General features: G+C 72.5%; 21 protein-coding genes. 7 read left to right on the top strand and 14 right to left on the bottom strand.

Annotated elements, in window-relative coordinates:
• Window positions 1-8 precede the first annotated feature (8 nt).
• Window positions 9-794 (bottom strand): hypothetical protein, encoded by a 786-nt coding sequence (locus ACWGH1_RS03595; RefSeq protein ID WP_453353542.1) that lies wholly within the window; start codon window positions 792-794, stop codon window positions 9-11.
• Window positions 795-1,097: 303 nt separating this feature from the next.
• Here ACWGH1_RS03595 and ACWGH1_RS03590 point away from each other — a divergent pair, with 303 nt between their 5' ends.
• From ACWGH1_RS03590 to ACWGH1_RS03565, 6 genes are all read left to right on the top strand, one after another.
• Entirely contained in the window at window positions 1,098-2,003 is a 906-nt protein-coding gene (locus tag ACWGH1_RS03590; protein WP_453353543.1) for an A/G-specific adenine glycosylase, read from the top strand.
• Window positions 2,004-2,220: 217 nt separating this feature from the next.
• Complete coding sequence (locus tag ACWGH1_RS03585; protein WP_136217549.1) at window positions 2,221-2,781, top strand: SigE family RNA polymerase sigma factor; 561 nt, start codon at window positions 2,221-2,223, stop codon at window positions 2,779-2,781.
• 44 nt (window positions 2,782-2,825) lie between these two features.
• Window positions 2,826-3,467, top strand: a complete 642-nt coding sequence (locus ACWGH1_RS03580) for a hypothetical protein (protein ID WP_453353548.1) — start codon at window positions 2,826-2,828, stop codon at window positions 3,465-3,467.
• A 13-nt stretch (window positions 3,468-3,480) separates the two neighbouring features.
• Window positions 3,481-4,191 (top strand): two-component system response regulator CseB, encoded by a 711-nt coding sequence (gene cseB / locus ACWGH1_RS03575; RefSeq protein ID WP_453353544.1) that lies wholly within the window; start codon window positions 3,481-3,483, stop codon window positions 4,189-4,191.
• A gap of 13 nt (window positions 4,192-4,204) precedes the next feature.
• A complete protein-coding gene (gene cseC / locus ACWGH1_RS03570; protein ID WP_453353545.1) occupies window positions 4,205-5,539 on the top strand; it encodes a two-component system sensor histidine kinase CseC in 1,335 nt (444 codons plus the stop codon).
• Between the two features lie 69 nt (window positions 5,540-5,608).
• Window positions 5,609-6,793: a LamG-like jellyroll fold domain-containing protein gene (locus ACWGH1_RS03565; protein ID WP_453353546.1), complete on the top strand. Its 1,185-nt coding sequence runs from the start codon at window positions 5,609-5,611 to the stop codon at window positions 6,791-6,793.
• A 63-nt stretch (window positions 6,794-6,856) separates the two neighbouring features.
• Here the strand turns inward: ACWGH1_RS03565 and ACWGH1_RS03560 are convergent, their stop codons facing one another.
• Window positions 6,857-7,477: a M23 family metallopeptidase gene (locus ACWGH1_RS03560; RefSeq protein WP_453353547.1), complete on the bottom strand. Its 621-nt coding sequence runs from the start codon at window positions 7,475-7,477 to the stop codon at window positions 6,857-6,859.
• Window positions 7,478-7,860: 383 nt separating this feature from the next.
• On the bottom strand, window positions 7,861-10,386 hold the full coding sequence (locus ACWGH1_RS03555) for an ATP-dependent Clp protease ATP-binding subunit (protein ID WP_453355881.1): 2,526 nt from the start codon (window positions 10,384-10,386) through the stop codon (window positions 7,861-7,863).
• A gap of 462 nt (window positions 10,387-10,848) precedes the next feature.
• Between ACWGH1_RS03555 and ACWGH1_RS03550 the strand changes: the two genes are divergently transcribed.
• Entirely contained in the window at window positions 10,849-11,454 is a 606-nt protein-coding gene (locus ACWGH1_RS03550) for an SCO3374 family protein (RefSeq protein WP_453355880.1), read from the top strand.
• Here the strand turns inward: ACWGH1_RS03550 and ACWGH1_RS03545 are convergent.
• From ACWGH1_RS03545 to ACWGH1_RS03495, 11 genes are all read right to left on the bottom strand, one after another.
• Complete coding sequence (locus ACWGH1_RS03545; RefSeq protein ID WP_453355879.1) at window positions 11,436-11,771, bottom strand: histone-like nucleoid-structuring protein Lsr2; 336 nt, start codon at window positions 11,769-11,771, stop codon at window positions 11,436-11,438. The two genes, ACWGH1_RS03550 and ACWGH1_RS03545, sit on opposite strands and share 19 nt — an antisense overlap.
• A gap of 175 nt (window positions 11,772-11,946) precedes the next feature.
• Window positions 11,947-12,477 (bottom strand): amino-acid N-acetyltransferase, encoded by a 531-nt coding sequence (locus ACWGH1_RS03540; protein ID WP_453355878.1) that lies wholly within the window; start codon window positions 12,475-12,477, stop codon window positions 11,947-11,949.
• A gap of 9 nt (window positions 12,478-12,486) precedes the next feature.
• Entirely contained in the window at window positions 12,487-12,948 is a 462-nt protein-coding gene (locus ACWGH1_RS03535; protein ID WP_453355882.1) for a BlaI/MecI/CopY family transcriptional regulator, read from the bottom strand.
• Between the two features lie 110 nt (window positions 12,949-13,058).
• Window positions 13,059-13,226 carry a hypothetical protein gene (locus ACWGH1_RS03530; RefSeq protein ID WP_453408385.1) on the bottom strand — a complete coding sequence of 56 codons (168 nt, stop codon included), beginning with the start codon at window positions 13,224-13,226 and terminating at the stop codon, window positions 13,059-13,061.
• Window positions 13,227-13,240: 14 nt separating this feature from the next.
• A complete protein-coding gene (locus tag ACWGH1_RS03525) occupies window positions 13,241-13,870 on the bottom strand; it encodes a hypothetical protein (protein WP_453356283.1) in 630 nt (209 codons plus the stop codon).
• 99 nt (window positions 13,871-13,969) lie between these two features.
• A complete protein-coding gene (locus tag ACWGH1_RS03520) occupies window positions 13,970-14,164 on the bottom strand; it encodes a DUF397 domain-containing protein (RefSeq protein ID WP_453356282.1) in 195 nt (64 codons plus the stop codon).
• Window positions 14,165-14,513: 349 nt separating this feature from the next.
• Window positions 14,514-15,323, bottom strand: a complete 810-nt coding sequence (locus tag ACWGH1_RS03515) for a type III pantothenate kinase (RefSeq protein WP_190185942.1) — start codon at window positions 15,321-15,323, stop codon at window positions 14,514-14,516.
• 3 nt (window positions 15,324-15,326) lie between these two features.
• Window positions 15,327-16,316: a carboxylating nicotinate-nucleotide diphosphorylase gene (gene nadC / locus ACWGH1_RS03510; RefSeq protein WP_453356281.1), complete on the bottom strand. Its 990-nt coding sequence runs from the start codon at window positions 16,314-16,316 to the stop codon at window positions 15,327-15,329.
• Window positions 16,313-18,055, bottom strand: coding sequence for an L-aspartate oxidase (locus ACWGH1_RS03505; RefSeq protein WP_453408384.1), 1,743 nt, complete (start codon window positions 18,053-18,055; stop codon window positions 16,313-16,315). Before ACWGH1_RS03505 ends, nadC begins: the two co-directional genes overlap by 4 nt.
• On the bottom strand, window positions 18,052-19,062 hold the full coding sequence (gene panC / locus ACWGH1_RS03500; RefSeq protein WP_453408383.1) for a pantoate--beta-alanine ligase: 1,011 nt from the start codon (window positions 19,060-19,062) through the stop codon (window positions 18,052-18,054). The genes ACWGH1_RS03505 and panC overlap by 4 nt, the downstream gene beginning before the upstream one ends.
• Window positions 19,059-20,054 (bottom strand): Rossmann-like and DUF2520 domain-containing protein, encoded by a 996-nt coding sequence (locus ACWGH1_RS03495; RefSeq protein ID WP_453356317.1) that lies wholly within the window; start codon window positions 20,052-20,054, stop codon window positions 19,059-19,061. The genes panC and ACWGH1_RS03495 overlap by 4 nt, the downstream gene beginning before the upstream one ends.
• Between the last annotated feature and the right edge of the window lie 30 nt (window positions 20,055-20,084).

Raw genomic sequence — 20,084 nt, 5'->3', positions numbered from 1 at the left:
GGGCCGGCTCAGTCCTGCTTGAGGACGAACGAGGTACGGGCGACGGGCATGCCCGGGGCCTTGACCTCGACCACGTAGGTGTCCGGGGCGGCCGAGCCCGGCGGAGGCGTCTGGCACTGGTCGGGCGCGCTCGGCTTGCGGTCCCACTCCAGCGACTGCTTCGCCTCGCCCTGCGCGGGCAGCCGGAAGAAGACGTTCCCCGCGCCCGCCGGACAGTCAGCGCCCGACCAGACCGGCTTGTTGCCGCTCGCCTGAGTGATCGTCATGACGGCCTGCTTCGGACCGAGTCCGACCTTGCAAGTGGTGCCGGACACGTTGCGGACGACCAGTTCGAGCCGGGGCTTCTCGTTCGCCTCGTACTCGTTCTTCACGCTCTTGACCTCCCACTGCACCACGCCCGGCGCGCAGGTGGGCAGGGCTGAGTCCGCGGGGACCGGGGCCGCGGCGCCGGCAGCGCCGCCGTCGCCCGGTCCACTGCCGCCCGTCTCACCGTTCTTGCCCGCGCCCGCACCCGTACCGGAACCCGCTCCGGGGCCGCCACCGGAACCGGAGTCCCCGCGGCCGCCCGGCGCCTGACTGATCGCCGGGCCGGAGCCCGAGGGACCGGGGGTGATCGAGGTGACCGGACGCGGCCCGCCCTTGCCCTCGCCGTTCGTACTCGGCTTCCCGCCGCCGGAACTGACGGTCCATACGGCGAGCAGCGCGAGGAGCGCGGCGACGGACGCCAGCACAGCCCTCCGTCGCCAGTAGATGGAGGAGGGGAGCGGCCCGACCGGATTGCGCAGTGATCCCACGGACGGAACTTTACGAGAACCGGCGGCGCGATCAGCGCCCCACATGCCGCGCATCCGGCTTGTTTTGCCGATGATCATCCCGCTGGCCCCTTCCGGCCGAAAAGATCAGGCCATACGGGGGCCCTTCCGCGTCCGGGTGTTGCGTACGGACGGTGACCGTGCACGCTCCGCCACGCCCGGCCGGGTCACGGTCTTCGGCTCCGGGGCGTCGGAGTCCGGCGTCGCCCGGGAACGCCCGCGCCGCCCTGTCCGCCGCGCCGGGCCCGGCGCGGCAGGGGCGAAACGTGCCAGGATGCGTGTGCCATGACTGCATCCACCTTCCCCTCCCCCGACGTCGCCCACGCGCTGCACTCCCCCGTCATCGCCTGGTTCGACGAGCACGCCCGCGACCTGCCCTGGCGCCGCCCCGAGGCCGGCCCCTGGGGGGTCATGGTCAGCGAGTTCATGCTCCAGCAGACCCCGGTCAGCCGGGTCCTGCCGGTGTACGAGCAGTGGCTCGCCCGGTGGCCCCGCCCCGCCGACCTGGCCGCCGAGGCCCCCGGCGAGGCCGTACGGGCATGGGGCCGGCTCGGCTACCCGCGCCGGGCCCTGCGCCTGCACGGCGCGGCCGTCGCGATAACGGAACGGCACGGGGGCGACGTACCGCGGGACCACGCCCAGCTGCTCGCGCTGCCCGGGATCGGCGAGTACACGGCGGCCGCGGTGGCCTCCTTCGCGTACGGGCAGCGGCACCCGGTGCTGGACACCAACGTCCGCCGGGTCTTCGCCCGCACCGCGATCGGCGTCGAGTACCCGCCGAACGCCACGACCGCCGCCGAACGGCGCCTGGCCCGGGCCCTGCTGCCCGAGGAGGAGGCGACCGCGGCGCGCTGGGCGGCGGCCTCGATGGAGCTCGGCGCGCTGGTGTGCACGGCCAAGTCCCCGGACTGCGGCCGCTGTCCGGTGGCCGCGCAGTGCGCGTGGCGGCTCGCCGGGAAGCCGCCGCACGACGGGCCGCCGCGGCGGGGGCAGACGTACGCCGGTACCGACCGGCAGGTGCGCGGCAGGCTGCTCGCGGTGCTCCGGGAGGCGGTGGGACCGGTTCCGCAGTCCGTGCTCGACACGGTCTGGGACGAACCGGTGCAGCGGGCGCGGGCGCTGGACGGGCTGGTCTCCGACGGGCTGGTGGAGCCGCTCGCGCAGGGCATGTACCGGCTGCCGCGGAGCTGAGGCCGGGGCCCGGCCGGCCCGGCCGCGGAGCCGCACGAAGTTGACTCTGCGGCTCCGCTTCGGCCGGGGAAACCGCAGCTCACGGGCGTTGTTACACAATCTACGGGTGTCCGTGCGCCCACCGAAGGCTGACCCGCACAGTGCCGTGACAACGCCTCCGTACCTTCGGATCCGTAAGCGGCGGATGCACGGTGGGACGGAACGGAGGCGGTCTGAGATGGCGCACGGCGAGGTACTCGAATTCGAGGAGTACGTACGCACCCGGCAGGACGCGCTGCTGCGCAGCGCCCGGCGCCTCGTCCCGGACCCCACGGACGCCCAGGACCTCCTGCAGACCGCGCTCGTGCGCACGTACGGCCGCTGGGACGGCATCGCCGACAAGGCGCTGGCCGACGCCTACCTGCGCCGAGTCATGATCAACACGCGTACCGAGTGGTGGCGCGCCCGCAAGCTCGACGAGGTCCCCACCGAGCAGCTCCCGGACGCCTCCGTCGAGGACGGCTCCGACCAGCGTGCCGACCGCGCCCTGCTGATGGACATCCTCAAGGTCCTCGCCCCCAAGCAGCGCAGTGTGGTGGTGCTGCGACACTGGGAGCAGATGAGCACCGAGGAGACGGCAGCGGCGCTCGGCATGTCGACGGGAACCGTGAAGAGCACCCTGCACCGCGCACTGGCCCGCCTCCGGCAGGAGCTGGAGAGCCGGGACCTCGACATGCGCGCGCTGGAGCGCGGCGACCACACGGCACGGTACGAGGGGCGGGAGCGGTGCGCGGCCTGAACGGCCATGGCAAGGCCGCCGGCGGCAGGAAGCCGCTGGTGCTGATGTCGGCGGGGACGGTCGTCCTCGTCGGCACCGGGCTGCTCGCGGTCGGCTGCGCGACCGGCGGCACGGGGCTGCGCGACGGCGGCCCGGCCCGCACCGAGACCGTGGCCCGGACCGGCACGCCGGCCGGCTCGGCCGCGTCCCCGCAGGGCCAGTCCTCCGCCGCCGCCTCGGGCCGGCCGGCCGCGAAGGTCGACCCGGTCGCGCTGCTGAAGGCGGACCCCAAGGTCAGCGCCGAGGTCAAGCGCGACCTCAAGCCCTGCACGGGCAAGGAGTACCCCGTCGACGTCAGCTACGGGAAGGTGACCGGCAGCCCGGTCGTCGACATCGTGGTCAACGTACTGTCCTGCGCCGACGCGCTGGGGCGCGGTTCGTACGTGTACCGCGCCGACGGCGCGAAGTACGAGAACGTGTTCGCGGACGAGCAGCCCCCCGTCTACGCGGAGATCGACCGCGGCGACCTGGTGGTCACCAAGCCGGTGTACGGCAAGAGCGACGCCCTCTCCTACCCGTCCGGCGAGGACGTGATCACGTACCGGTGGACCGGGGACAAGTTCGCCGAGCAGGACCGGGTCCACACGGACTACAGCAACGTCGACGGCGACGGCCAGCCCGCCCCGGCCGTGTCCCCCAAGAACTGAAGCGAGGCTCCGCATGGCCGAGACGCATGTGCTGTTCGTGGAGGACGACGACGTCATCCGCGAGGCCACGACCCTGGCGCTGGAACGCGACGGCTTCGTGGTCACCGCCATGCCCGACGGCCTGGCCGGCCTGGAGTCCTTCCGGGCGAACCGCCCCGACATCGCCCTGCTCGACGTGATGGTGCCCGGCATGGACGGCGTGAGCCTGTGCCGCCGCATCCGCGACGAGTCCACCGTGCCGGTGATCATGCTTTCCGCGCGCGCCGACTCGATCGACGTCGTCCTCGGCCTGGAGGCGGGGGCCGACGACTACGTCACCAAGCCGTTCGACGGCTCCGTCCTCGTCGCCCGGATCCGCGCCGTGCTGCGCCGCTTCGGCCACGCGAACGGTGTGAACGGCAGCGGTCCGGCGGCCGGCGAGGGGGACTCCGGCGAGCGCGGGGTGCTGGCCTTCGGCGACCTGGAGGTCGACACCGAGGGCATGGAGGTGCGCAAGGCGGGCGCCCCCGTGGCACTGACCCCGACCGAGATGCGGCTGCTGCTGGAGTTCTCCTCCGCGCCCGGCACCGTTCTCTCGCGCGACCGGCTGCTGGAGCGGGTGTGGGACTACGACTGGGGCGGCGACACCCGCGTCGTGGACGTCCACGTGCAGCGGCTGCGCACCAAGATCGGGCAGGACCGGATCGAGACGGTCCGCGGTTTCGGATACAAGCTCAAGGCATGAAACGGTCCATGCTGTGAAGCAGTTCACCCTGCGCACCGGGATCCGCTGGAAGATCGCCCTCGCCGTCGCCGCGGTGGGTGCGCTGATCGCCGTCGCGCTGAGCCTCGTGGTGCACAGCGCTGCCCGCGTGTCGATGCTGGAGAGCGCCCGCGAGGTGCAGCTGGACCGGGTGCAGTTCATCTCCCGCAACGCCGAGGCCGGGCGCAAGCCCCCCATGGGCGCCAAGCTCAACGACCCCGACCTGCCGGCCGAACTGCGCGAGAAGGCCCGCAGCGGGCGGCGCGGGACGTACGTCCAGGAGAACCCGAGGGGGCTCCCGGAGGTGTGGGCCGCCGTGCCGCTCGGCAACGGGCAGGTGGTGTCGCTGCACACCCAGTTCCGCGAGAGCGCCAACATGGTGCGCGACCTGGACCGGGCGCTGGTCGTCGGCTCGCTGTCCGTGGTGCTCGCCGGCTCGGCGCTCGGCGTGCTCATCGGCGGGCAGATCTCGCGCCGGCTGCGCAAGGCCGCGGCCGCCGCGCAGCGGGTGGCGCACGGCGATCCCGACGTGCGGGTACGGGACGCGGTGGGCGGCGTCGTACGGGACGAGACGGACGACCTCGCGCGGGCGGTGGACGCCATGGCGGACACCCTCCAGCAGCGGGTGGAGGCCGAGCGGCGGGTGACCGCCGACATCGCGCACGAGTTGCGCACCCCCGTGACGGGGCTGCTCACCGCGGCGGAACTGCTGCCCCCGGGCCGGCCGACCGAACTCGTACGGGACCGGGCGCAGGCGATGCGGGCGCTGGTCGAGGACGTGCTGGAGGTGGCCCGGCTGGACAGCGCCTCGGAGCGGGCCGAACTCCAGGACGTGGCGCTGGGCGAGTTCGTGACCCGGCGGGTGCGGTCGCTGATGCCGGAGGCGTCCGTACGGGTCGTCGCGGACGAGATCGTCAGCACCGATCCGCGCCGCCTGGAGCGGATCCTGGGCAACCTGCTCGCCAACGCGGGACGGTACGGGCAGCCGCCGGTCCAGGTCGACATCGAGGGCCGGGTGGTGCGCGTACGGGACCACGGGCCGGGCTTCCCCGAGGCGCTGCTGCGCGAGGGGCCGAGCCGTTTCCGTACGGGGTCCACGGACCGGGCCGGGGTCGGGCACGGGCTGGGGCTGACCATCGCGGAGGGTCAGGCGCGGGTCCTGGGCGCCCGGCTGACGTTCCGCAACGTGGCGGCGCGGGGCGGCACGGCGGGCGAGGCCGCGGCCGCCGGGGCGGTGGCGGTGCTGTGGCTGCCGGAGCACGCGCCGACGGCGACGGGCAGTTTCCCGATCCTCCAGCCACCGGGGCAGCCGGGCTCCCGGGGTGCTTGATCGCGATCGGTTCCCGATCGCAATACGCGGACGTTCGCTCCGAACGGCTCATGTCTTAGCATCCGTGGAATGACCGACGGTACGAATCCCCCCAGCAGCCCGCAGCCCGAGCAGCCCGCCCCGGGGAGCGGCGGCTACGGGTTCCCGCCGGAAACTCCCGCCTCCGGCGGCTACGGCTACCCGCCCGGCGCTCCCGGCGACCACCAGGCGCCGGGCGGCTTCGGTCCGCCGCCGCAGCCGGGCGGCTACGGCTACCCGCAGCAGCAGCCCCAGCCGGGCCCCTACCAGCAGGGCCCCTACCAGCAGGCGCAGCCCCCGCAGCAGCCCCAGCAGCCCTTCCCGACGCCGGCGCAGAGCGCGCAGCCCGACTGGGACGCGCTCGCGGACCGCTCGGCGGCGGCGCGGCGCAAGAAGCGGCTCTGGCTGATCGTCGGCGGGGTGACGGTGGTGGCGCTGCTCGTCGGCGGCGGAACCTTCCTGCTGTTCGGCAAGGGCAAGGACGGCGGACCGGACGAGGGCGCCGACGGCAAGCCCTCGGCATCCGCCTCCCCCTCCCAGAACGGGACGCCCACCGACCTCACGCCGACCGTGCCGGGCGACCAGACGACCATCCGGGACCAGATCGGCAAGTCCAACCTCAAGATGGGCCCCGACGCGGGGGTCTTCCCCATCGACAAGCGCTACGAGGTCCGCCTCAAGGGCAACCCGAACTCGTTCGCCGAGTCCCAGCAGCGCGTCGTCGACACGTCCAAGAGCTTCACCGTCTCGGCCCGCGTCTGGAACCGGACCGCCACGGGACGCCAGATCGCCCTCAGCCAGGGCAACGAGAAGTCGTTCTCCTTCGAGCTGGGCCTGGACGAGGTCAACGGCAAGCCGGCCTGGGTCTTCCGGGTGCAGACCGGCGACCAGGGCGCCGAGAACACCACCACGGTCGTCTCCGGCGTGAGCTCGAAGATGGTCAGGACCTTCTCGGAGCTGACGGCGGCCTACGACGCCCCCGCCAAGAAGATCACCCTGTACGTGAACGGCAAGAAGGCGAACGAGGCGCCGGTGGCCGCCGGCATCTTCCCGGCCCCCGGCCCGCTCCAGCTCGGCCGCTCCCGCCACCAGGACAACTGGACGGCCCCCTGGAACGGCGCCCTGGACAGCCTGCGGATCTACGCCGATGCCCTGCCGCAGGACCGCGTCGACGCCCTCAAGGCGGGCAAGCTCGACCCGATGGCCCGCCGGACGTCTGCCTGGCTGCTGTACTGAGCCCCCGCCCGGGGTGGGGTCCCGCGGCTACGGCCGCCGCCCCCGCCCCGGGCGGAACGGGACTCAGACGGTGATGCCGACCTTGCGCAGGAAGGCGACCGGGTTGACGGCCGAGCCGTAGTTCGGGGTCGTGCGGATCTCGAAGTGCAGGTGCGGGCCCGTGGAGTTCCCGGTGTTGCCGGAGAGACCGATCTGGGCGCCCATCGCGACCTTCTGGCCGATCTTGACCTGGATCCGCGAGAGGTGGGCGTACTGGGAGTACGTGTTGTTCGCGTGCCGGATCACGATGGCGTTGCCGTACGCCGGGCCGTCGCCGCCGCCGTTGGGGCCGGCCTTCACGACCACGCCCGCGCTCGCCGCGTGCACCGGGGTGCCGATCGGGCAGGCGAAGTCCTGACCGGAGTGCTTGTGCGCCCACAGGCCGCCGGCCTGGGCGAAGGTCGCGGAGAGCGTGTAGTGGGCGACCGGCTTGTTCCAGGTGACCACCGGCTTCGCGGCGGTGCCGGCGGCGTTCGCCTGCGCCTGCGCCTGGGCGGCCACGAGCCCGGCGGTACCGGTGAGGGCGCTCTGTGCCTCGTCGGCGAAGGCGGCGGTCGTCCCCGCCCCGAGAGCCAGGGCCGCACCGAGACCGGTGGCGACGAGGGCGAGACGGGTACGACGGGTGCTGACGCGCTTCGCGGACATGCGGGGACCTCCGGGGCCGGGAACAGGGCAACAAGCCGCCCGGCGCGCTCGGCGACTGCCGAGGGGTACCGGGCTGGGCTCGCCCACTTTGGTAACCCGGCCCCCTGCCCTGCCCCAAACCGCCCTTTTACTACCGAACCTCGTAGATGCGGACGGGCCACCCGTACCTGTTGACGGCCCCCCACCAGGGGGAAGCGGGGGGCAAAACGGACACTCGATCTACGAAAGGTGGTAGGAGGTCCGATTTGCCCTGTGCGGCTTGTCACCGCCCGGAGGACGTGTACGGCCGGCTTCCCGGGGCAACGCACCCCCGCACGCGGAAGGGCGGCCCCGGGACCTTTCGGTCCCGGGGCCGCCCTTCGTACTGCTACGTGCGGCTGGGGCTAGGCGCCCTTGGAGAGGTCCGGGCCGGAGCCCGTCGCCTCGATCGGAGGCATGTCCGGCAGAGCCGTCTTCTCCTCGCCGCGGAAGGTGAACTTGGCGTCGTCGCCCTCACCCTCCACACCCACGACCACGATGTGACCGGGGCGCAGCTCGCCGAAGAGGATCTTCTCCGACAGCATGTCCTCGATCTCGCGCTGGATGGTCCGGCGCAGCGGGCGCGCACCCATGATCGGGTCGTAACCGCGCTTCGCCAGGAGCTGCTTCGCCTCACCGCTGAGCTCGATGCCCATGTCGCGGTCCTTGAGGCGCTCGTCCACCTTGGCGATCATCAGGTCGACGATCTGGATGATGTCTTCCTGCGTGAGCTGGTGGAAGACGACCGTGTCGTCGACGCGGTTCAGGAACTCGGGCCGGAAGTGCTGCTTGAGCTCTTCGTTGACCTTCGCCTTCATCCGGTCGTATCCGGTCTTGGTGTCGCCCTGGGCCGCGAAGCCCAGGTTGAAGCCCTTCGAGATGTCCCGCGTACCCAGGTTGGTCGTCATGATGATGACCGTGTTCTTGAAGTCCACGACCCGGCCCTGGGAGTCGGTCAGGCGACCGTCCTCCAGGATCTGCAGAAGGGAATTGAAGATATCCGGGTGCGCCTTCTCGACCTCGTCGAAGAGGACGACGGAGAACGGCTTCCGGCGGACCTTCTCGGTCAGCTGGCCGCCCTCTTCGTAGCCCACGTAGCCGGGGGGCGAACCGAAGAGACGGGAAACCGTGTGCTTCTCGCTGAACTCCGACATGTCGAGGGAGATCAGCGCGTCCTCGTCGCCGAAGAGGAATTCGGCGAGCGTCTTGGAGAGCTCGGTCTTACCGACACCGGAGGGGCCGGCGAAGATGAACGAGCCACCGGGACGCTTCGGGTCCTTGAGACCCGCACGGGTACGGCGGATCGCCTGCGAGAGGGCCTTGATGGCGTCCTTCTGGCCGATGACGCGACGGTGGAGCTCGTCCTCCATGCGCAGGAGTCGCGAGGACTCCTCCTCGGTCAGCTTGAAGACGGGAATGCCGGTCGCGGTCGCGAGGACTTCGGCGATGAGCTCGCCGTCGACCTCGGCAACGACGTCCATGTCGCCGGCCTTCCATTCCTTCTCGCGCTTGGCCTTCCCCGCCAGCAACTGCTTCTCCGAATCACGGAGGGAGGCCGCCTTCTCGAAGTCCTGGGAGTCGATGGCCGACTCCTTGTCGCGACGGACGTTCGCGATCTTCTCGTCGAACTCGCGGAGGTCCGGCGGTGCGGTCATCCGGCGGATGCGCATCCGGGAGCCGGCCTCGTCGATCAGGTCGATCGCCTTGTCCGGCAGGAAGCGGTCCGAGATGTAGCGGTCCGCCAGGGTGGCCGCCTGCACGAGGGCCTCGTCCGTGATGGAGACGCGGTGGTGGGCCTCGTAGCGGTCGCGCAGTCCCTTGAGGATCTCGATCGTGTGGGGGAGGGAAGGCTCCGCCACCTGGATCGGCTGGAAACGGCGCTCCAGCGCCGCGTCCTTCTCGAGGTGCTTGCGGTACTCGTCCAGGGTCGTGGCACCGATGGTCTGGAGCTCACCACGGGCCAGCATGGGCTTGAGGATGCTGGCGGCATCGATCGCGCCCTCGGCGGCGCCCGCACCCACGAGGGTGTGGAGCTCGTCGATGAACAGGATGATGTCGCCGCGGGTGCGGATCTCCTTCAGCACCTTCTTGAGGCGCTCCTCGAAGTCACCGCGGTAACGGGAACCGGCGACCAGGGCGCCCAGGTCGAGGGTGTAGAGGTGCTTGTCCTTGAGGGTCTCGGGCACCTCGCCCTTGACGATGGCCTGGGCCAGGCCCTCGACGACGGCGGTCTTGCCGACGCCGGGCTCGCCGATGAGGACCGGGTTGTTCTTGGTCCGGCGGGACAGCACCTGCATGACCCGCTCGATCTCCTTCTCGCGCCCGATGACCGGGTCGAGCTTGGATTCGCGGGCAGCCTGGGTGAGGTTGCGGCCGAACTGGTCGAGGACGAGCGAGGTCGAGGGGGTCCCCTCGGCCGGGCCGCCTGCCGTGGCCGACTCCTTGCCGCCTCCGGAGTACCCGGAGAGCAGCTGGATGACCTGCTGCCGGACCCTGTTCAGATCGGCGCCCAGCTTCACGAGGACCTGGGCGGCGACGCCCTCGCCCTCGCGGATCAGGCCGAGCAGGATGTGCTCGGTGCCGATGTAGTTGTGGCCGAGCTGGAGGGCCTCTCGGAGCGAAAGCTCCAGGACCTTCTTCGCCCGCGGGGTGAAGGGGATGTGGCCGGACGGGGCCTGCTGCCCCTGACCGATGATCTCCTCAACCTGCTGGCGAACAGCCTCGAGCGAAATCCCGAGGCTCTCCAGGGCCTTAGCGGCGACACCCTCACCCTCGTGGATCAAGCCCAGGAGGATGTGCTCGGTGCCGATGTAGTTGTGGTTGAGCATCCGGGCTTCTTCCTGAGCCAGGACGACAACCCGCCGCGCGCGGTCGGTGAACCTCTCGAACATCGTTTATCGCTCCTCAGAGCGGTCGGGCAGTTCGGGGTCGGTCCCCGCCCTGTCCTTCCGCATGCTAGTCCCGCGGGGCGGGACAGCTCATTCCAACTGCCGACATCCGTCCGCGGCTCACCCCCACGTTCTGTGGGAAAACCGGCCGTAAGAGCCGACACCTGCTCCAACCCGATGGTGCGAGACGATGTTCCCGCAGGCCAGGCAGATACCCGTCACACGTGTACGCCGATGGCGAACGGAAGCTCCTCGAAGGCCGTTCACCTCAGCGTGTCGCCCCTATCCACTAGGAATGTCTTACCCCTAAGGGGGAACGGTCCATGCCGGCGGGCACGGGTGTCTCCGCTACGGGCGAACAGACTTCCGTCTTCGAATGTGGGACGGAACCGGGCGGATCTTTACGTTCTGCATTCTTCCGTACGCGGTGCGTAACCCGAAGGCGAATCCGGAGTTGCTCGGGACATGGCACTCACCGCCGCCGGGAACGCCCTCGGCCTCGCCGCCGTCCCGCCGCCCCGCAGTGCGCCGGACGCGGACTCCTACGCCGCCTGGTACGCCCGGGTGCCCGGCTGGACCCTGGCGGGCACCGCGCCCGCGAGGCTCGCCACCGGGACCGGGTTCGACGTACTGGAGCTGCCGGCCGACGCGGGCACCCAGGTGCTGCGCCGCCGGGTCGCCACCGGGCCGGTGGCCGTCACGGGCTGCCGGATGCGGTTCCTGGTGGCGCCGGGGAGCGCGGAGGAACTGGACGGGCTCCTCGACTGGCTGGAATGGGGCGGGGTGGAACTGGACCTCACCGCGCTCGGCGCGGGAGGCCTCATCACCGCCCCGGCGCCTCCCGGGCAGGCCGCGACGGGCGGCCCGCAGGGGGCCGCCGTGTGGCTGCGGCCCCCCGAGCAGGGGTGCGAGGCATCACTGCCCGCCCTGCCCGGTCCGGGGCAGGGCACCCGGCCCGATCTCGTACGCCTGGTCGCCGCGGCGGCGACGGAGTGCCACAGGGCGCGCCTGCGACGGCGTACGGCCCCGGCGGGGCGGGCCGGCGCGGTGGGTCAGCCCCGGTTCTCGTAGGCCTCGCGGATCTCGGCGGGGACGCGGCCGCGGTCGTTGACCGTGAGGCCCTTCGCCTTCGCCCAGGCGCGGATCTCCGCGGTGTCCGGGTTGCCGGACGCCGCGCCGGTGCGGCCCTTGGCGCGACCCGCGGCGGCACGGCCACCGGTGCGGCGGCCGCTCTTGGTGTAAGGCTCGAGCAGGCCGCGGAGCTTTTCAGCGTTGGCGGCGGTGAGGTCGATCTCGTAGGTCTTGCCGTCCAGAGCGAACGTCACGGTCTCGTCCGCCTCGCCACCGTCGAGGTCGTCGACAAGAAGGACCTGAACCTTCTGTGCCACCGGATTTCCTTTCATCGAAAATGCAGTACGCGGAAAGGAAACCGCTTTTGCCGGGAAAACACAAACCCCCGGGGGAAGGTTCAGGACCGCCACGGAGCGGGAAACGTGCGCGATTCGGACATAGGCCACAGGCGGGCGGAGCCCGTAAAAGCGGCTCTGATCGAGCAGCCACCGATCAGAGGTGCAGAAGCATCCGACTGTTGCCCAAGGTGTTCGGCTTCACTCGTTCGAGACCGAGGAACTCGGCTACGCCCTCGTCATAGGAACGCAGGAGCTCCATGTAGACATCGGTCTCGACCGGAGTCTCCCCGATCTCGACGAAGCCGTGCTTCGCGAAGAAGTCCACTTCGAAGGTGAGGCAGAAAACCCGGCTCACGCCGAGCCGGCGCGCGGTCTCCAACAACTTGTCCAGCACCCGGTGCCCCACGCCGGCCCCCTTCAACGTGCGGTCGACCGCGAGAGTGCGTACTTCGGCGAGGTCTTCCCACATGACGTGCAGAGCGCCGCAGCCGACGACCTGGCCGTCGCAGTCGCGTTCCGCGACCCAGAACTCCTGGATGTCCTCGTAAAGGACGACGGGGGCTTTGTCGAGCAGGATCCGCTGCTGCACGTACTGGTCGAGCAGGCGGCGCAGCGCGGGGACATCGCCCGTGCGCGCGCGGCGGATGGTCACTGTTTTAGCGTCTTCGGCGGAAAACTCTCCCATGCGGTGACGCTATCGCCCCGGCTCGGGCCGCTGCTCGCCGGTGTCCCGCCGGGCTTCGGCGACTTCCGCCGGCGGCGCTTGGGCTCCGGCGACTTCCGCGGGCGCCTCGTCGTCGTGACTGACGATCCGTACGGCGTCCCGGAGGGCCTCCCGCTGTTCCTGGGACATCATGCCGAAGAAGGCCACCAGGGCGGCCGCCGGGTTGTCACTGGTCGACCACGCCTCGTTCATCAGTGCGGCTGAGTATGCGGCGCGGGTGGAGACCGCCGTATAGCGATAGGCGCGGCCTTCGGCTTCCCGCCGGACCCAGCCCTTCTGGTGGAGATTGTCCATAACGGTCATGACCGTGGTGTACGCGATGGACCGTTCCTGCTGAAGGTCTTCCAGGACTTCACGAACGGTGACCGGGCGGTTCCACTGCCACACCCGTGTCATCACGGCGTCTTCGAGTTCTCCCAGGGGCCGAGGCACAACAGCACGATAGTGCGGGTTGTGGGGAATTGCCCGACTATTCGGAGGGCAACGCGCGACAAATGTGGGGGCCCCGACGAAGTCGGGGCCCCCACAAGGAGTTCTCCGGGTCAGTTCCCGGTCTGCCGGGCGGCCTCGGCGCGGGCGAGAACGGCATCGACCGCCGCGTCTTCCTTTGCCTTGTTGGCGCCGCCCTGGCTCTTCACGATCGTCCTGACGAGGAAGATGAAGAACACGGCCATCACGAAGGGGGGCACGAGCGCGGAAACGTAGTCCATGCCCACCAGCGTAGCTAGCCGACGGCGCGGTCCTCCGTCGGGGGCGGGGTGGGCTTGCGGCGCGGCGGGAACACCTCACCCGGAGTGGGGATGGGCCGCTCCGGGTGCGGGGCCGGCTTCCCGCCCGGCTGCGCGGGCTTCTCGGCCGGCTTCTCGGCCGGCTTCTCCGCGGGCCTCTCGGCCGGTTTCGGGCCGGGCCGGGGCTCGGGCCGGCGCTCCTCCCCGCGGCCGCCGGCCAGGGCCAGCAGGCGGGTCCGGGGCGCCGGGGTGGTGGAGAGCCGGCGGCGTACGGAGCGCTCCGCCACGGCCTGGGCCCGCTCCAGCACCGCGGCGGCGACCGGGTTGGCGCGCAGCGCCCGTAGCGCGGCGAGGTCGTCGGGGACGGGCTCGTAGCCGGCGGCCAGGGCGTCCTGGAGCAGCTCCAGGTAGCCGGGCATGCTCCCCGGCAGGGCGGCTCTGTAGCGGGCCAGGTCGGCGAGGAGGAACGCTCTGAGCCGCCCCGCCTCCTGCACCGCGTCGTCCACCGACGCCGCGAGGCGCAGGCAGTCCTGGACCTCGCCGGCCGTCAGGGGGGCCGTGGAGGACTGGAGGGCATGGGCGAGCGAACGCCTGAGCAGGTGCAGCTCAGCAGCGCTGAACGCCATGCCGCCGCGGGAACCGTAGGGCGTGGGCATGGGGCGAAGATACGCGCTAATCGGACAAAATCCCCCGATCCTGCCCCTTCCCGGCGCGCCGGGAACCGCTCACGGCTCCGCTTTGACCGCTTCCAGGAAGGCGGCCCACGCCGCGTGGGTGGTGGCCAGGACCAGGTGGGCCGGGTCCGCGCGGTCCGCGACGCGGACCAGGACGCCGGGGGCGGAGGCGACGTAGACACAGGCCTCTTCGCCTTCGCCGCAGTAGGACGACTTCTGCCAGGTGAGCCGAGCGGTCGCGGTCATGGTGGTTCTCCTCCGCCGGGGAAGGGTTCGGGTGTTTCCCGGTGGGACCGTATCCCCGACGGACGTGCGTTCCGGCCATTTCCGGGGAAATTCCTCGGCCGGCTGCGCGATCGGGGACCTCGGGATGCCGGGGCGGAGCGTTTCCACCGGGCGGCGGACCGCCTCCGCGCGGTGCTCGGAGGGGGCCCGCCGGGCGGCCGGCGGCCGTGGCCCGTGCGGGCCCTCACCACAGGTCGCGGGCGGTCTCCGCAGGGGCCGCGAGGGGTTCGGGCCCGGGCGCGGGTACGGAGCACGCGCATCCGGCAGGACACCGGGCGGTGCCCCGGGGCCGGGCCCCGGGGGGGCAGGGTCAGTCGAAGTTGGGCGCGTTGCGCTCGTAGACCAGCCGCAGCCCGATCAGCGTCAGCCACGGCTCGTGGTCGTCGATCGCCGACGACTCGCCGAGCACCATCGGGGCCAGCCCGCCCGTCGCGATGACCCGCACGTCGTCCGGCTCGCCGTGCGGGCCGGCCAGCTCCTTGGCCATGCGTGCGACGACCCCGTCGACCTGGCCCGCGAAGCCGTACACCACGCCCGACTGCATCGCCTCGACCGTGGACTTGCCGATCACGTTGCGCGGCCGGGCCAGCTCGATCTTGCGCAGCTGGGCACCCCGGACGCCCAGCGCCTCCATCGAGATCTCGATGCCCGGGGCGATCACCCCGCCCACGTACTCGCCCTTGGCCGAGACCGCGTCGAAGGTGGTCGCCGTACCGAAGTCGACCACGATGGCCGGCCCGCCGTAGAGCTCGACGGCCGCGACCGCGTTGATGATGCGGTCGGCCCCGACCTCCTTCGGGTTGTCCATCAGGATCGGCACCCCGGTCTTGATGCCGGGCTCCACCAGCACCGCCGGGACGTCCCCGTAGTACCGGCGGGTGACCTCGCGGAGCTCGTGCAGCACCGAGGGCACCGTCGAGCAGATCGCGATGCCGTGGATGCCGTCGCCCAGCTCGGTGCCGAGCATCGGGTGGGTACCCATCAGGCCCTGCATCAGGACGGCCATCTCGTCGGCCGTACGGCGCGGGTCGGTCGAGATCCGCCAGTGCTCGACGATCTCGTCACCGTCGAACAGGCCCAGAACCGTATGGGTGTTGCCCACGTCGATGGTGAGGAGCATCGGTTACACCGCCTCGCGCAGATCGAGGCCGATGTCGAGGATCGGCGAGGAGTGGGTGAGCGCGCCCACGGCCAGGTAGTCCACGCCGGTCAGGGCGTAGTCGCGGGCGGTGTCCAGGGTGAGCCGGCCCGAGGACTCCAGGGTGGCGCGGCCCGCGACGAGGGCCACGGCCTCGGCCGTCTGGGCCACCGTGAAGTTGTCCAGCAGGATCAGGTCGGCGCCCGCCTCCAGGACTTCGCCGATCTGCTCCAGGGTGTCCACCTCGACCTCTACCGGGACCTCCGGGAAGGCCTCGCGCACGGCGGCGAACGCCTGCGCGACGCCGCCCGCCGCGACGACGTGGTTGTCCTTGACCAGCGCCGCGTCCGAGAGGGACATGCGGTGGTTGACGCCGCCGCCGCAGCGCACCGCGTACTTCTCCAGCGCGCGCAGCCCGGGCGTGGTCTTGCGGGTGTCGCGGACCTTGGCCGTCGTGCCCTCCAGGACGTCGGCCCAGCGGCGGGTGGCGGTCGCGATGCCGGACATCCGGCACAGGATGTTCAGCGCGCTGCGCTCGGCGGTCAGCAGGTCGCGGGTGCGGGAGCGGACGGAGAGCAGCACCTGGCCGGCCTTGACGGTGTCGCCGTCCTCCGCGTGCCGCTCCACCTCGAACGCCTCGGTGCACACCATCGAGAACACGGCCTCGGCGACGCGCAGGCCGGACACGACGCCGTCCTCGCGGGCGACGAAGTCCGCGACGGCCTCGGCCTCTTCGGGCACGGTGGCGACGGTGGTGACGTCGACCCCGCCGTCCAGGTCCTCGGACAGCGCCATGTGCGCGATGTCCTCGACCTCGATCGGGTCCAGTCCGGCGTCGGTCAACAGCTGGGCCAGGGCCGGGTCCAGGCCCGACTCCTCGCCGTCACCGCAGGCACAGTCGTCGCCGCAGCCGCCCTCCGCCCGGTCGAGGAGGGGAAGTTCGTCGTGCTGGTGGTCGTGCTCGTGCGTGCTCACGCTGACTGCTCCATGCTGTCGGAGATGAGGGGGTGCCGTACGGACGGGAAGTCCGCGGAGTCGGTGGGGGTGACGACCAGGGCCCGCTTCTCGGTCGCGGAGAGCCGCACGACGAGGTGGCGCCGCCAGTTCGCGTCGTCCCGGTCGGGGTGGTCCTCGCGCCAGTGGCAGCCGCGGGTCTCCTCGCGCCGCCGCGCGGCGGCGACCAGGACCCGGGCCACGCACAGCAGGTTCGTGGCCTCCCAGGTGTCGACGCCGGGTTCGGCGGTCTTGCCGTGCGCCTCCAGGTCGTACAGGGCGGCCGCGTACAGGTCTTCGAGCGCGGCGGCGGCCCCGGCGAGGGACTCGGCGGAGCGCAGGACGCCCGCGCCATCCGTCATGATCCGCTGGACCTCGTAGCGCGCCCCGGCGGGCTGCAGCGGGCCGGTGGAGGGGACGGGGACGACCGGGCCGCCCACGGCCGGCGGGTGGGCGACGATGTCCTCGGCGATGCGCTCGGCGAAGACCAGGCCCTCCAGCAGGGAGTTGGAGGCGAGCCGGTTCGCGCCGTGCACGCCGGTGCAGGCGACCTCGCCGCAGGCGTACAGGCCGGGGACCGTGGTACGGCCGTGCAGGTCGGTGCGGACGCCGCCGGACGCGTAGTGGGCGGCGGGCGCGACCGGGATCGGCTCGGTCACCGGGTCGATGCCGTGAGCGCGGCAGGCGGCGAGGATGGTGGGGAAGCGCTGCTCCCACATCTCGGCGCCGAAGTGCCGGGCGTCCAGGTACACGTGGCCGGTGCCCTGTTCCTGCATGCGGCGCATGATGCCCTTGGCGACGATGTCGCGCGGGGCGAGCTCGGCGAGTTCGTGCTGGCCCACCATGAAGCGCACCCCGTCGGCGTCGACGAGATGGGCGCCCTCGCCGCGGACCGCCTCCGACACCAGCGGCTGCTGGCCCTCGGCGTCCGGTCCGAGGAACAGCACGGTCGGGTGGAACTGCACGAACTCCAGGTCGGAGACCTCCGCACCGGCGCGCAGGGCCAGGGCGACGCCGTCGCCGGTGGAGACGGCCGGGTTGGTGGTGGCCGAGAAGACCTGGCCCATGCCGCCGGTCGCGAGGATCACGGCCGGGGCGTGGACGGCGCCGACGCCGTCGTGCTGGCCCTCGCCCATGACGTGCAGGGTGACGCCGGCGGTACGGCCTTCGGCGTCCTGGAGCAGGTCCAGTACCAGCGCGTTCTCGACGGTACGGATACCGGCCGCCTGGACGGCCTCGACCAGGGCCCGGGAGATCTCGGCGCCCGTCGCGTCGCCGCCCGCGTGCGCGATCCGGCGGCGGTGGTGGCCGCCCTCGCGGGCCAGCTCGATCTCGCCCGTCTCGGCGGAGGTGTCGAAGACGGCGCCGGACGCCATGAGGCGGCGTACGGCGCCGGGTCCCTCGGTGACGAGCAGCCGGACGGCGGCCTCGTCGCACAGCCCCGCTCCCGCCACCAGGGTGTCGTCCAGGTGCTGCTCGGGGGTGTCGCCCTCGCCGAGGGCGGCCGCGATGCCGCCCTGCGCCCAGCGGGTCGAACCGTCGTCGAGCCGGGCCTTGGTGACCACGACCGTACGACGGCCCGCGGCGGCGCAGCGCAGCGCCACCGTCAGGCCCGCCACGCCGGAGCCGACGACCACGACGTCGGCGTCGACGGCCCAGCCGGGGGCGGGGGCGTGCAGCCGTATGCCGGTGCCGGCGGTGCCTGTGCCTGGGGTGCTCACGAGTGTGCTCCGAATTCCAATGGGATGTTGTCGATCAGCCGGGTCGTGCCCACCTTCGCGGCGACGGCCAGCACGGCCCGGCCGGTGAAGTCGGGGCCGACCTCGGTGAAGTCCTGCGGGTCCACCAGCGCCAGGTAGTCCAGCGCCAGCGGCGGATCCTGGCGGCCCGCCTCGTCCAGGACGTGCCGGGCGGCCGCCCGGACGGCGTCGGGCAGGCCGGCCCCGGCGGCGGAGACCGCCGCCGAGACGGCGTGCGCGTCGGCGGAGGCGCGGATCTCACCGAGCCGGGCCAGGGCGGTGGCCCGCTGGTCGCTGGCCGGGGAAGCCGCGGCGCGGGCGCGCAGCGCGGCCTGGGCGGCGAGCCGGTCGCGGCCCGCGAACAGGGCGCGGGACAGGGCCAGGGCGGTACGGCGCTCGGCGGCGGAGAGGTAGCGGTTGCGGGAGGACAGGGCGAGGCCGTCCTCCTCGCGGACGGTGGGCACGCCCACGACGTCCACCGCGAAGTTGAGGTCGGTGACCATGCGGCGGATCAGGGCCAGCTGCTGCGCGTCCTTCTGGCCGAAGAGGGCCAGGTCGGGGCGGGTGAGGTGGAGCAGCTTGGCGACGACGGTGAGCATGCCGTCGAAGTGTCCGGGGCGGGTGGCCCCTTCGAGGCGGCCGCCCATGGGGCCGGCGGTGATCCGCACCTGCGGGTCGCCGCCGGGGTACACCTCGTCGACGGCCGGGGCGAACACGGCGTCGGCGCCCGCCGCCCGGGCGATCGCGAGGTCGGCGTCGAGGGTGCGGGGGTAGCGGTCGAGGTCCTCGTCGGCCCCGAACTGGAGGGGGTTGACGAAGACGGTGACCACGACCTGGCCGGTCGGGCCGGCCAGGTCCCGGGCGGTGCGGACCAAGGCGGCGTGGCCGTCGTGCAGGGCGCCCATGGTCATGACGACGGCACGGCGGCCGGTGCGCGGGAGCCGGTGCAGCGCGTCGGCGGTGTTCAGCAGCAGCGGGTGCTCGGTCATCGGCCGTCGCCCTCGGGGTCGGTTTCGGGGTCGGGGCCGGTCCCCGGGTCGGTACGGGGGCCGGTCGCCGGGGCGGTGGTCCCGGTCTCCGCGAGGGCGCCGAGCAGGTCCTCGGCGAGCTCCGGCTTCAGCAGGCCGTGCGCGAGGGCGCGGTCGGCGGTGGTGCGGGCCATCGCCAGGTAGCCGGGGACGGCGGCGGGGGCGTGTGCGCGCAGCTCGGCGATGTGCGCGGCGACCGTACCGGCGTCACCGCGGGCCACCGGGCCGGTCAGGGCCGAGTCGCCGGAGCGCAGGGCGTTGTCGAGGGCCGCGCCGAGGAGCGGGCCGAGCATCCGGTCGGGGTGCTCGACGCCGGCCTTGCCCAGCAGCTCCATGGCCTGGGCGACCAGGGTGACCAGGTGGTTCGCGCCCAGGGCGAGTGCGGCGTGGTAGAGCGGGCGGCTCTCCTCCGCGATCCACTCCGGTTCCCCGCCCATCTCGATGACCAGGGCCTCGGCGGCGAGCCGCAGCTCGTCGGGGGCGGTCACGCCGAAGGAGCAGCCGGCCAGGCGCTGTACGTCGACCTCGGTGCCGGTGAAGGTCATCACGGGGTGCAGGGCCAGCGGGAGGGCGCCCGCGCGGCGGGCGGGGTCCAGCACGGCGGTCCCGTAGCGCCCGGAGGTGTGGACGAGGAGCTGGCCGGGGCGGATCGCGCCCGTCTCGGCGAGGCCCTCGACGAGGGCGGGCAGGGCGTCGTCCGGGACGGTGAGGAGCACGAGGTCGGCGTGTTCGAGCACCTGCCCGGCCGGCACGAGCGGCACGTCGGGCAGCATCCGGGCGGCCCGGCGGCGGGAGGCGTCGGAGACGCCGGAGACGGCGACGGGGCGGTGTCCGGCCTGCTGGAGGGCGCGGGCCAGCGCGGGGCCGACCCGGCCGGCGCCGACGACGCCCACGGCGAGCCGGGCAGGGCGGTCGGACGGATCCCGGGGCTCCGTCTGATGGGGTGCGTTCACGCGGGGAATGCCTTCCGTTCCAGTCCGCGG

It is taken from the genome of Streptomyces sp. NPDC054883 (assembly GCF_053610645.1).
The sequence above is the reverse complement of the archived record's forward strand: the minus strand, read 5'-3'. Positions and strand labels throughout refer to the sequence as shown.